Origin of the sequence: Winslowiella toletana (assembly GCF_017875465.1) — a bacterium.
In the GTDB taxonomy this organism is placed as follows: Bacteria; Pseudomonadota; Gammaproteobacteria; order Enterobacterales; family Enterobacteriaceae; genus Erwinia; species Erwinia toletana.
Map to the genome: position 1 here is coordinate 1,071,220 of NZ_JAGGMQ010000001.1, position 12,845 is coordinate 1,084,064.

Annotated in this window: 10 protein-coding genes; 3 read left to right on the forward strand and 7 right to left on the reverse strand. The window is 55.8% G+C overall.

Annotated features, from left to right (window positions below; translation table 11 throughout):
• Nucleotide 1 precedes the first annotated feature (1 nt).
• From J2125_RS05035 to J2125_RS05050, 4 genes are read right to left on the reverse strand one after another with little or no spacing between them, the layout of a single operon-like run.
• Nucleotides 2-808, reverse strand: coding sequence for a sugar phosphate isomerase/epimerase family protein (locus J2125_RS05035; protein ID WP_017803261.1), 807 nt, complete (start codon nucleotides 806-808; stop codon nucleotides 2-4).
• The gene (locus J2125_RS05040) at nucleotides 809-1,600 is read right to left on the reverse strand and encodes a triose-phosphate isomerase family protein (RefSeq protein ID WP_017803260.1); all 792 of its coding nucleotides are present in this window, start codon (nucleotides 1,598-1,600) and stop codon (nucleotides 809-811) included.
• The gene (locus tag J2125_RS05045; RefSeq protein ID WP_017803259.1) at nucleotides 1,597-3,354 is read right to left on the reverse strand and encodes a dihydroxyacetone kinase family protein; all 1,758 of its coding nucleotides are present in this window, start codon (nucleotides 3,352-3,354) and stop codon (nucleotides 1,597-1,599) included. The genes J2125_RS05040 and J2125_RS05045 overlap by 4 nt, the downstream gene beginning before the upstream one ends.
• Nucleotides 3,351-4,691 carry an MFS transporter gene (locus J2125_RS05050; protein WP_017803258.1) on the reverse strand — a complete coding sequence of 447 codons (1,341 nt, stop codon included), beginning with the start codon at nucleotides 4,689-4,691 and terminating at the stop codon, nucleotides 3,351-3,353. Before J2125_RS05050 ends, J2125_RS05045 begins: the two co-directional genes overlap by 4 nt.
• A 445-nt stretch (nucleotides 4,692-5,136) precedes the next feature.
• Here J2125_RS05050 and rpiB point away from each other — a divergent pair, with 445 nt between their 5' ends.
• The 3 genes from rpiB to tkt all read left to right on the forward strand — a co-directional run bounded on the left by rpiB (nucleotide 5,137) and on the right by tkt (nucleotide 8,987).
• Nucleotides 5,137-5,595: a ribose 5-phosphate isomerase B gene (gene rpiB / locus J2125_RS05055; RefSeq protein WP_017803257.1), complete on the forward strand. Its 459-nt coding sequence runs from the start codon at nucleotides 5,137-5,139 to the stop codon at nucleotides 5,593-5,595.
• 349 nt (nucleotides 5,596-5,944) lie between these two features.
• Nucleotides 5,945-6,895 (forward strand): transaldolase, encoded by a 951-nt coding sequence (gene tal / locus J2125_RS05060; protein WP_017803256.1) that lies wholly within the window; start codon nucleotides 5,945-5,947, stop codon nucleotides 6,893-6,895.
• 91 nt (nucleotides 6,896-6,986) lie between these two features.
• Complete coding sequence (gene tkt / locus J2125_RS05065) at nucleotides 6,987-8,987, forward strand: transketolase (RefSeq protein ID WP_017803255.1); 2,001 nt, start codon at nucleotides 6,987-6,989, stop codon at nucleotides 8,985-8,987.
• Nucleotides 8,988-9,062: 75 nt separating this feature from the next.
• Here tkt and J2125_RS05070 read toward each other — a convergent pair whose 3' ends face one another.
• The 3 genes from J2125_RS05070 to ansP form a co-directional block, all read right to left on the reverse strand.
• Nucleotides 9,063-10,112 carry a DUF1176 domain-containing protein gene (locus J2125_RS05070; RefSeq protein ID WP_026112010.1) on the reverse strand — a complete coding sequence of 350 codons (1,050 nt, stop codon included), beginning with the start codon at nucleotides 10,110-10,112 and terminating at the stop codon, nucleotides 9,063-9,065.
• 260 nt (nucleotides 10,113-10,372) lie between these two features.
• A complete protein-coding gene (nudK, locus tag J2125_RS05075; RefSeq protein WP_017803253.1) occupies nucleotides 10,373-10,951 on the reverse strand; it encodes a GDP-mannose pyrophosphatase NudK in 579 nt (192 codons plus the stop codon).
• Nucleotides 10,952-11,060: 109 nt separating this feature from the next.
• A complete protein-coding gene (gene ansP, locus J2125_RS05080; RefSeq protein ID WP_017803252.1) occupies nucleotides 11,061-12,566 on the reverse strand; it encodes an L-asparagine permease in 1,506 nt (501 codons plus the stop codon).
• Nucleotides 12,567-12,845 lie beyond the last annotated feature (279 nt).

A 12,845-nucleotide genomic window follows, 5' to 3' on the forward strand; every position in this document is an offset into this window, starting at 1 on the left:
GTTACTCCTGGGGTTGTCTGTGACGTAAAAAATCAACGCTTTGTTGGGTCCACTCCGCTTCGCGCTGGCAGGTGCTCTGTGCATCCTGCTGCCACGGCAGCCAGTGTTCTACGATTTGGTTAATGCCGCGCTCATCAGGGCGCACCTGCGCAATCAGCAGGTCATAGTCGAGCAGTCCCTCACCCAGCGGCGCGCCAGCCAGCGTAAAGCCAACCCAACCCTCCTGCCGGCTAAAGGCAAAATCTTTAATATGCAGATTCAGCACCCGCCCGGCGGTATTGGCGATCACCTGTTGCGGTTGCTCCAGCGCTGCGACACAGTTGGCGGGATCAAGACAGACACCAAGGTAAGCGGAAGGAAAACGCGTAATCACCGCCATCATCTCGGCGCTGTTCACCTGTTCATAGGTTTCCAGGCACAGTTTTACCTGCTGCCTTTCAAACTGCGGCAGGATAGTCTCAATCAGCGCCGCCGCTTCCACCAGCGTCGGACGATGACTGGCGCTGTTAAACATTGAACGAATCACTGTGACCTGCAGAATGCTGGCCAGCTGCAAATAGCGTTGCAGATGGGAGGTTTGCAGTCCGCGAGTGCCCAGCTCCAGTTCAATACCGAGGCGGTCGGCCTGCTGGCGCAGTGCCTGTAACTCAGTGTCGCTCCAGCTTTCAATCTGCGGGTAATCACAGATCTGAAACAGCTTCACCCCCATGGCGGCGGTCTGTTCCAGCATCTGCGCCAGGTTCAGTGGCGCCGGAACCCGCGCCGAACTGCGCCAGAAAAACGCGTAAGTGCTTAATCCGATAGCCATTTATGCCTCCGTAGCTGATGGCGAGGTGGCGGCCAGCGCGGCAGCCTCATCAATAATCTGGCGCAACGCCGTGGGCTGATGGGCAAAGCGTCCGAGGAACAAGCCGTTAACCTGATGGCCGAGACGGCTCAGCAGGCCAGGTCCGGCGCTGCCGCCATAAATCACGCGGAAACGGAAATCACCGAGGTCGTGAAGCTGACGCAGCCCGTGACAAACCTCAGCAATAAACGCGTCCGGCGCCGGGGCTGGCGCGCCAATCGCCCATTGCGGCTCCCAGGCCAGCACCACATCGCCACTCAGCTGCTGACGATTCGCCTCGCTTAACGCGGCGATCAGCTGCTGGCGGCAGGTTGCAATCGCCTGATCTGGCGGCAGCTGCTGCGCTTCGCCAAAACACAACACCGGCGTCAGGCCATTGCGCAGGGCAGCGGCCAGCTTGGCGGCAATCTGCACATCGGTTTCGGCAAAATGGCGGCGGCGTTCGGCATGGCCAATCTCCACATAACGACAACCCAGTTCGGCCAGCATCGGGCCGCCAACTTCACCGGTCCAGGCGCCGCTATCTTCCCAGCACAGATCCTGCGCACCGATACTGACCGCAGTAGCAGAGAAGATCTGCCCAATCGCCGCTATCGCCGGAAAGGCAGGCAAGACAAACAGCCCCACCTCGCCGTTTACCATCGCCGGATGATGACGGGCAATCTCCGCCACCTCCTCACTCCATGCCAGCGTCTGCTGATAGCTGAAGTACATCTTCAGACTAACGCCCAGCGTAATACGCGGCTGTGTCATTCGTTGATCTCCTGTAACTGCGGTACTGACGCGTTGGCCTGTAATACGCTCAGCACTTTATTAACGATCAGCGCCAGCGACACCGCACCGGCATCCGCAGTCCCGAGGCTTTTCTCCGCCAGCGGCCGCGCGCGACCCATTTTTGGCAGCAGCCGGGCAGTATCTTTGGCGCTCTGCGTTGCCTGCTGCGCTGCAGCGGCCCAGGCATCCACTAAACTGTCACCGGCATTTACCCGGCTGGTCAGGCAGTCACTGAATGGCACCAGCACATCCACCAGCGTTTTATCGCCAGGTTTTGCTTTGCCAAAGTGCATAATGCCCTCTTTCGCATGCTGCACACCCAGCGCCACCCGCTGCGCATTCGGCGCCTGGCTGTCGCCCAGCGCGGTGCCAATCGCGGTCAGCGCCACGCCCCACAGCGCACCGGAGGTGCCGCCCGCTTTATCGGCCCAGGCGTCAGCAGCACGACAAAGTAAGGTGCCAGCACCCGCATTACGCTGCTGCATTTCACGCGCTTTCTCCAGCGCACCCAGCGAGCCACGCTCCATACCAATGCCATGGTCGCCGTCACCGGCCACCGCATCGATACGACCCAGCTCAGTGGCATTGACTTCAATCACTTCGGCAATCGCTTCGATAATCGCCAGCGTGCAACGGGCGGCTTGCTGTGAGACCTTGCTGGCTTCAGGTACCTGGTCAATCTCAGGCAGCTGCTGTTCAACGGCGCTCAGCTGCTCGGCAACGATCACACTGCCTTTGCGGAATGCCGGCGCATTGGCCGGTGCGCGCCAGAAGCCTTCCAGCTGCTCATCCAGCCACATCAGCGTCAGCGAAGCGCCCGCCATATTAAAGCTGGTGACAAATTCACCCACTTCCGGCTCCACCACCTGCAAGCCTTCGTCGGCCAGCAGTTGCGCCACGCGGCGATAGACAACAAACAGCTCCTCATATTTTACCGAGCCGAGACCATTAAGGATCACCGCCACTCGCTGGCCGCGACATGTGCTAATTTCCTGCGGACACTCTTTCATCAGGCTGCTGACAAACAGCTCCGCCAGCGCATCGGCGGCCGGGATATCGCACTCCTGAATACCCGGTTCGCCATGAATCCCCATGCCCAGCGCCATGGTGCCGCGCGCCACCTCAAACAGCGGCTGCGTGGCGCCCGGCAGCGTACAGCCAGAGAAAGCGACGCCAAGCGAACGGGTGCGGTGGTTGGCATGACGCGCCAGACGGGTGACTTCCGTCAGCGAGTAGCCCGCTTCAGCAGCGGCGGCGGCGACTTTAAATACCGCCAGGTCACCCGCCACGCCACGACGTTTCTCATGCTCATTCAGTTCGGCGCTAAAAATATCGTCAGTCACCGCCAGCAGTTCGCAGGGAATACCTTCGGCTTTCAGCCGCTCGCACGCCTGGCCAAAATGCAGCACATCACCGGCATAGTTGCCGAAGGCCAGCAATACGCCGCCACCGTTATCGGCAGCGCGCGCCACGTTATAGATCTGTTGCGCCGACGGTGAAGCAAACAGATTGCCCATCGCCGCGCCATGCGCCATCCCCTGTCCTACCAGGCCGGAAAATGCCGGGTAGTGGCCGGAGCCGCCGCCAATCACCAGCGCCACACTGCCTGGCTGGCTGCGGGTACTGCGCACCACGCCACCTGCCACCTGGCGCACTTTATCGGCGTTGGCGGCGACAAAACCTTCAATCAGTTCACTGGCAAAGGCGGAGGGCTGATTAAACAGATAGGTCATTGGGTGTGCTCCTGTGGAATGTGGGCAGACTGAAATCCTGAACGTTTAGCGTTAAGTAACAGCATCAGTAGCGCGGAGAGCAGCATAAAACCGCCCACCACCATCATTGAAACGGTGTAACCCCCGGTGACATCGTGCAGCATGCCGGTGAGGTATCCGGCGGAGAAACCGGCGACATTGCCTAAGGTGTTAATCAGCGCGATCGCCGCCGCCGCGGAAGCGCCGGTGAGGAACTGAGTTGGCAGCGTCCAGAAGTTAGGCAGGGCGGCAAAAATGGAACTGGCGGTGATCGAGATCACCAGGATAGTGGCCAGCGGTGATTCCATATACAGCGCCAGCGGCACGCTGATGGCACCGGTCAGTGCTGGCAGCGCGATATGCCAGGTTTTACAACCGCGACGGGTGGCGTCCTTCGACCAGAAGAACATCACCACGGCGGCAAACAGATAAGGCACGCCGGTAATCAGCCCTTTCTCGATCACGTTAAACGAGGTGCCAAACTGCTGCTGGAAGCCGGAAATAATCGTTGGCAGGAAAAATGCCAGCGCATACAGGCCGTAGATAAAGCCAAAGTAGATCAGGCACAGCATCCAGACACGGCCGTTAAACATCACGCTGCGTAAGCTGGCATGCGCGTTGCCGCCTTTCTCACGCTGCTCTTTTTCCAGCGCAGTGGTCAGCCACTCTTTCTCCTGCGCATTAAGCCATTTGGCTTCGCGCGGCGAGTCCACCAGATAGAACCAGGCGACGATGCCGATAATAATCGCCGGGATCGATACGCCGAGGAACATCACGCGCCAGCCGGAAAGACCAAACAGACCGTGTTGCTCAATCAGCGCGGCGGCCAGCGGCGCGCCCAGCACCACCGTCAGTGGCTGCGCCAGATAGAACAGCGACAGCACTTTGCTACGGTGTTTCGCCGGTACCCACATGCTGAGAAACAGGATTGCGCCCGGGAAGAAGCCCGCTTCGGCAATCCCCAGCAGCAGACGCAGCGTATACAGACCTTCCACGCTGCTGACCCAGGTAAACAGTAATGAGACGATGCCCCAGCTGACCATAATACGCGCCAGCCATTTGCGTGCGCCGAAGCGATGCAGCGCAAGGTTGCTCGGCACTTCCAGCAGGATATAGCCAATAAAGAAGATGCCGGATGCGAGACCAAACTGCGCCGCATGCAGCCCCAGATCCTCGGTCAGGCCATTAGGCCCGGCAAAAGAGATGGCGGTACGGTCGAGGAAGTTGATAAAGAACATCAGCGCGACAAAGGGCACCAGTCGCAGTGACACCTTACGGATGGCGGATTTCTCGACGGCATGTTGATCGATCGCGTTCATTGAGCACCTCCGGCAGAGAGCTGCCGCGCAGGCTGCATAAACGGGCGCCCTGGTGTGGGGGCATTACGGCGATGTTTCGCCTGTGATAAACCAGGCAGAAGGCAGATTTGACGCATGGTTTGAGTCCTCAGTGGGTCTTCTTGTGCATTGCATCAATGCGTGAACATATGAACACTATATGAATTTATGTTCAAACCCCAGCGCACAAAACGAAAATTGTGACCCAGCTCATAACCTTCAATTCCGCTTTTAAATGCTCATATTCACGCACCGCAGGCGCGTAAAGGGAATAAAGCGGCAAGCGACGCGGTAAAAAGAAAACAAACAAAAGAACACCTATTGAACAAATGAACAAAAGTGCGTTAGGGTAATAGCGAACCGCCGCCCGGGATAACTTTTTGCCCCCCGACTCTGCGGCCCTGTTAACCCAGCGGAGTAACCCTATATGTCTTCTATTGCAATTGGCGCCGACGATGCAGCTCTGGAACTGAAAAATCTGATTAAGCAGTTCCTGCAGGAAAAAAATATTGCTGTCAGCGACTACAGTAACGACGCCCAGGCGGCGAAACCGCTCTACCCGGATATTGCCTGGACGCTGGCCAACGCTATCCGCGAAGGCAAACATCAGCGCGGTATTCTGATCTGCGGCACCGGTATTGGCATGGCGATTGTCGCCAATAAAGTACCAGGCATCCGCGCCGCCCAGTGCCACGACACCTACTCCGCCGAGCGCGCCCGCAAAAGCAATAACGCGCAGGTGATAACCCTCGGCGCGCGCGTAATTGGCCCGGAGCTGGCGCGCAGCATCGTTAACAGCTGGCTAAACTCAGAATTTGAAGGCGGCGGATCGTCGGAAAAAGTGGATAAAATCAGCTACTACGAGCAGAGCGTCTGCGCGAAATAGTCCGGCACTGCGGCGCACCGAAGGTGTGCGCCGTCACAGTTTTTTGCGGAACTGCTACACTTTCAGTTGCGGCTTTTTTTATTGTCCGCTACACGGCCATTGAGCGAACCCATCGCAACAATCAGAGAAAACGCATTTCTATTCCCGAACGTCTGATGCAATGTTTCGCCTGAAAACACTTAGCCGTGTCGGTCAGAGTCGTCGTGCCGTCGTCGTCCTGCCGCCTGAAGACAGGCGCGGGCAGTGAAACGTCACCCCCGGACGCCCGCAGGTTTATAGCGCACGCCCCCGAGACAACGCCCGCCACGGCTCTATTCGCATTAGCGATTGCTTATCAAGGAGACAAGAGATGAACCAGCTAGAGGCATTAAAACAGTTCACTACCGTTGTGGCAGATAGTGGCGATATTGAATCGATTCGTAACTACCATCCTGAAGATGCCACTACCAACCCGTCACTGATTCTGAAAGCCGCCGGTCTCGACTCCTACAAACACCTTATCGACGATGCGATTGATTACGCCAAAAAACAGGGCGGCAGCAAAGAGACGCAGATTATTAACGCCAGCGATAAAGTGGCGATTAACCTCGGGATGGAAATCCTGAAAAGCGTCCCCGGCCGTGTTTCCACTGAAGTGGACGCCCGCCTCTCGTTTGACCGTGGAATGTGCGTCACCAAAGCGGAAAAACTGGTGAGAATGTACGAAGATCACGGCATTGATCGTTCACGTATCCTGATCAAACTGGCTTCTACCTGGGAAGGGATCCGCGCAGCGGAAGAGCTGGAAAAAAATGGCATCAACTGTAACCTGACGCTGCTGTTCTCCTTTGCGCAGGCGCGCGCCTGCGCTGAAGCCGGTGTGTTCCTGATCTCGCCGTTCGTCGGTCGTATCTATGACTGGTACAACACCCGCAAACCACTGGATCCGTACGTGGTTGACGAAGATCCGGGCGTTAAGTCTGTGCGCGATATCTATGAATATTACAAACAGCATCGCTATAACACCGTCATTATGGGCGCCAGCTTCCGTAAAGTTGAGCAGATCCTGGCGCTGGCAGGCTGCGATCGTCTGACTATCTCCCCTAACCTGCTGGAAGAGCTGCAGGCCAGCGATGCACCGGTTGAACGCAAACTGGCGCCGTCGACCGAAGCCTTCCATCAGCCAGCCTCGCTGTCTGAATCAGAGTTCCGCTGGGAGCATAATCAGGATCCAATGGCAGTAGAAAAACTGGCGGAAGGTATTCGTCAGTTCGCCGTCGACCAGCAGAAGCTGGAAGATGTGCTGGCCGCTAAGCTGTAATTCAGCCGCATTATTACTGCGCTAACAGCACGCACGGACGACAATCTCGTCGCCCGTGCTTTATTCCCGAACCAAAAACAGGGGAGAAGATATGTCTTCACGTAGAGAGCTTGCTAACGCAATTCGTGCGCTCAGTATGGATGCCGTACAGAAAGCCAAATCGGGCCATCCCGGTGCGCCGATGGGCATGGCAGACATCGCCGAAGTGCTCTGGCGCGACTTCCTCAAGCATAATCCGACCAATCCGGCATGGGCCGATCGCGACCGCTTTATTCTCTCTAACGGTCACGGCTCAATGTTGCTGTACAGCCTGCTGCACCTCAGCGGTTACGATCTGCCGATGGAAGAGCTGAAAAACTTCCGTCAGCTGCATTCAAAAACCCCGGGTCACCCGGAAATTGGCTATACCCCGGGTGTGGAAACCACCACCGGCCCACTGGGTCAGGGTCTGGCTAACGCCGTTGGTCTGGCTATCGCCGAACGTACGCTGGGCGCGCAGTTTAACCGTCCTGATCACGATATTGTCGACCACTTCACCTATGTGTTTATGGGCGATGGCTGCCTGATGGAAGGCATCTCCCATGAAGTCTCTTCGCTGGCAGGTACGCTGGGTCTGGGCAAGCTGATCGGTTTCTACGATCACAACGGCATCTCCATTGATGGTGAAACCGCAGGCTGGTTTACCGATGACACCGCCAAACGTTTCGAAGCCTATAACTGGCATGTGGTGCATGAAATTGATGGCCACGATCCTGCCGCAGTCGCCGCCGCGATTAAAGAAGCGCAGAGTGTCACCGATAAGCCGTCACTGATTATCTGCCGCACCATTATTGGCTTTGGTTCGCCAAATAAAGCCGGTAAAGAGGAAGCGCATGGCGCGGCGCTGGGTGACGAGGAAGTGGCTCTGACGCGTAAAGCGCTGGGCTGGAATTATCCGCCGTTTGAAATTCCAAAAGAGATTTATGGCCAGTGGGATGCCAAAAGCGCCGGTCAGGAAAAAGAGAAGAGCTGGAACGATAAGTTCGCAGCGTATAAAGCGGCTCATCCTGAACTGGCGCAGGAATTTGCCCGCCGTATGGATGGCGGTATGCCAGAAAACTGGCAGACCGCAGCGCAGAAATATATCGCCGATCTGCAAGCGAATCCGCAGAAAATCGCCAGCCGTAAAGCGTCGCAAAACGCCCTCGAAACTTACGGTAAGTTACTGCCGGAGTTCCTTGGTGGCTCCGCTGACCTCGCGCCTAGTAACCTGACCATCTGGTCTGGCTCAAAGTCGATTAAAGATGATATCGCCGGTAACTATATCCATTACGGCGTGCGTGAGTTCGGCATGACGGCAATTGCCAACGGTATTGCCCATCATGGCGGCTTTGTGCCTTATACCGCGACCTTCCTGATGTTTGTCGAGTATGCGCGTAATGCCGCACGTATGGCGGCGCTGATGAAGGCGCGTCAGATTATGGTGTATACCCATGACTCGATTGGCCTTGGCGAAGATGGTCCAACCCACCAGCCGGTTGAACAGCTTGCCAGCCTGCGTCTGACGCCAAATATGAGCGTCTGGCGTCCGTGTGACCAGGTTGAAACCGCCGTAGCGTGGAAACATGCGGTCGAGCGCCATAACGGCCCGACTGCGCTGATCCTGTCACGGCAGAATCTGGCGCAGCCGGAACGCAGCCAGGCGCAGCTGGAGAATATTTCGCGCGGCGCTTATATTCTGCAGGATGCAGACGGCACGCCGGATGTCATTCTTATCGCCACCGGTTCAGAAGTGGAGATCACGCTGGGTGCGGCGCAGAAACTTAGCGCCAGCGGCCATAAGGTGCGCGTAGTGTCGATGCCATCCACCGATATGTTCGATAAGCAGGACGTCGCATACCGTGAATCGGTACTGCCTTCGACGGTCAGCAAGCGTGTGGCGGTAGAAGCGGGGATTGCCGACTACTGGTACAAATATGTTGGCCTGAACGGCGCGATTGTCGGTATGACCGGTTTTGGTGAATCTGCACCAGCCGATAAGCTGTTTGCTGAGTTTGGCTTTACGGTGGAAAATATCGTCAGTAAGGCAGAAGCATTGTTGAAACCGCACTGATTAAGCGGGCGGCGAAAACGCCGTCATCACGCTAAATGCCAATCATCGACACGGGCGGCGAGAACGCCGCCCTATTTAATGCGTAACCCATAATGTCGGCCACTCGTCGCTACCGTGCCAGTTATCGCAGGTTGTCTCTTCAGCATAATCCGCCAGCACAAAACGTTGGCCGTTAAATTGCCAGCGCGATGTATTGCCACAATCGCCCAGCCCACGTCCTTTGGAAAAAGTCATTAACTGGCCGCTGGCGGCGTCATATTCAGCGTTAATCAGCTCCATCTGCTTCTCGGTGCGATTCGGCGGGGTAAACGGCAGCTCAAGGCTGATGCCGCGCGCCACATACGGCAGCGTGCGCGTCACTTCAAACGCTAAATAGATAATGTTGTAGGCGCCCATTTCGCAGCTGACCAGCAGCAGCGCTTTATTATCGGTTAACGGTGCAACGCTAACCTCACGGCGCATCGGATCCAGTGAACACTCATCGGTATTTACCCGCCAGGTAGCAAAATCAATCAGCCCGTTACTCTCTTCCCGCGTCAGCGGCGCCGGTGCATGTTCTGCACGCTGAAGCTGCGGCGGCGACGGTTCCGGCGGCACATCGAAAGTCACGCGATCGCCGCGCCTGACCCAGGCGCTCATGCCATTGACCCTGCCCTGAATATCATCCATCAACAGCAGCGCCGCTTTCATTCCGTGCAGCGAGATCGTCGCCTGCGGGCGATAAGTCAGCTGTATTTCATCCGCATCCATAATCTGGGCGAGAAACTCATCAATGGAGATAGCATAAGACGTGGAGAGGTGGTGCGGCTCAACCGCCCAGTGTTTCAGATCCGGACGCAGACGCTGCTGATCGAGCAGCAGATTATCCTTAAGCGAACCGCCGCTCAGTTCGCCGGTATACTGATTACCATAATCAATCCGCAGCAGCGGACGATCGTTACTGCCCGCATGGCGGGAAACGCTCATCACCAGACTGTTTTCACCGGAGGTGCTGCGCGCCTCACAAAAGTTAAGGTTATTGCAGGTCACTTGCCAGTCGGAAAATGTCTTTTGCAATGGCTCTGCCCGCACGCTCGCGACGAACAGAAAAGGCAACAAAAGCAGCGGCTTTATCCAATATGGCATTAAATAATCAGGTCCCCGAAATAATCATGCGGTGATAATAACGCAACGGCAGACGATCAACATGTCTTAATCTGTGACTCAGACCATAAAGCGGTACTGAACGCGGCCAGGACAGGCTGAAAAGAGCGTGTTGATGAATTGTTATCATCCTGACGCGGCGGCAATGGCTCAATCGGATTTGTCGGACAATTAACCAGACGGCGAAAAGAAGTGATGCAGGCAGGGGAAAAAGCAGGCGACCGGTCGTCGCCGCCAGAGAATTACGCTTTCAGCCATCCGGCCAGCTGGGCGTGTTGCAGTAACATAATGGTCTTACCGTCGCGGATACGCCCCTCTTTAACCATCGCCAGCGCCGTCGGAAAACTTATTTCCAGCACATCGATAGCTTCATCTTCCACACCGCCACCGGCGTTTGCGCGCAGTGATTCGTCATACTCTGCGGCAAAAAAGTGAATCAGCTCGGTCACGCCGCCTGGCGACATATAGGCTTCATACAGTTTTTCCACCTTACCGATCGCATAGCCGGTCTCTTCAATCGCCTCTTTACGGATGCAATCTTCCGGCGAATCGTCGTCAAGCAGTCCGGCGCAGGCTTCAATCAGCATGCCATTTTCATTGCCATTGACATAAGTCGCGATACGAAACTGCGTTGTCAGCACCACACTATTTTTTTCGCGGTTATACAGCAGGATAGTCGCGCCATTACCACGATCATACACTTCACGCTTATGACGCAGCGCCGTGCCATCTTTGGCAATCAGATCGTAGGTAAAATTGCGCAAGACAAACCAGTTTTCTGACAGGATTTTATTCTTGATGATCTCGACTTTCGTTGACATAGCATCTCCATAGCAAAGTAACGGAGCCTGTCATCTTAAGACGGAAAGCGGGGGAAAACTATCTTAAAGCAGTAATACGGGCCAGCGAAAGCTGGCCCGGTAAGCAGATTTACTCAGGTTGTTCGGTCAGCGGACGATCCTGACCATCGGCCTTGTCATGCTGTGCGTGATACTCATGCTCGGTGGCAGCAATCGCATTGACGCGTTTACGCACGCCAAACCAGCCGAGAATCAGCGCCACCGCAATAAGCGGAATCGATGCAATGGTGTAAGTGCCGTTAGGATAGTCAAACGCCATCAGCACCAGTACGCTGGCAAGGAACAGCAGCGTCAGCCACGAGGTAAACGGCGCCCATGGCATCTTAAAGCTTACATCGTCAGCTTTGCCCTCTTTGATCGCCTTGCGCAGGCGCATCTGGCACACCACGATAAACGCCCAGGAGCTGATAATGCCCAGCGAAGCGATATTCAGTACAATCTCAAACACCTGCGACGGTACGTAGTAGTTAAGAATTACTCCGATAATATACACCGCGATGGTCGCCAGAATTCCGGCGTACGGCACCTGCTGTTTACTCATCTTCGACATAAACTGCGGCGCAGAACCGCCCATCGACATCGAACGCAAAATACGTCCGGTTGAGTAGAGGCCCGAGTTCAGACTGGAGAGCGCTGCACTCAGCACCACAATATTCATAATGCTGCCGATATATGGCATGCCAAGTTTGCTGAAGAAGGTCACAAACGGGCTCTGTCCGGCCTGATAGGCATTCCATGGCAGCAGCAGCACCAGCAGCACCACCGAGCCGACATAGAACAGGCCGATACGCCAGATTACGCTGTTAATCGCTTTTGGCAGCACAGTTTCCGGGTTTTTACACTCCCCCGCCGCGGTGCCAACCAGTTCGATCGAAGCAAAGGCAAACACCACTCCCTGTACCAGCACCAGCGCCGGCAACAGGCCATGCGGGAAGAATCCGCCATTGTCAGTAATCAGATGGAAACCGGTGGCGTTGCCATCAAGGACTTTGCCGCTACCGAGAAATACCGTACCGACCACCAGGAACACCACAATCGCCAGCACTTTCACCAGCGCAAACCAGAACTCCATCTCGGCAAACCACTTCACACCGATCATATTCATGGTGCCGACTATTGCCAGCGCCCCGAGCGCAAACACCCATTGCGGCACATCGCCAAACGCGCCCCAGTAATGCATATAGAGCGCCACCGCAGTGATATCGACAATACCGGTCATTGCCCAGTTGACGAAATACATCCAGCCAGCAACATAGGAGGCTTTTTCACCGAGGAATTCACGGGCATAAGAGACAAAGCTACCGCTTGAGGGGCGATGAAGCACCAGTTCACCCAGCGCACGCAAAATAAAGAATGAGAAGATACCGCAGACCAAGTAGACCACCGCCAGTGCCGGACCAGCAGCCTGTAAACGCCCCCCCGCACCAAGGAACAGACCGGTTCCTATAGCGCCACCGATGGCAATCATCTGAACCTGACGATTCCCCATCGCTTTTTGATAGCCAGTATCATGAGAATTCAACCAGCGTCTTTTTGCAGCGCGAGCATCAGCTGCACTTCTTTTCGTAGCTTTCATTATCAGTCCTGTTTCCTGTCCAATAATAGAGCGCCTGTACGCTCTACCCATCGCCACCAGCACAACCAATCGTTTGCGTTCCACCGCTGGCAAGGGGGGGAAGTGGCTATCATCCTGTTATTTATAATGTTGCGGATGATGCTAATTTTACGGCGATGAATCCTACCCGTTCTCCGTGAACGAAGCAAAATATCCGATTATGGAATTCGTTATGATTTGTAATTATGTGGGCTGACAGCAGGAAAAGTTGCGTTTCGCTTGACCGATAGCAAAAAAAAC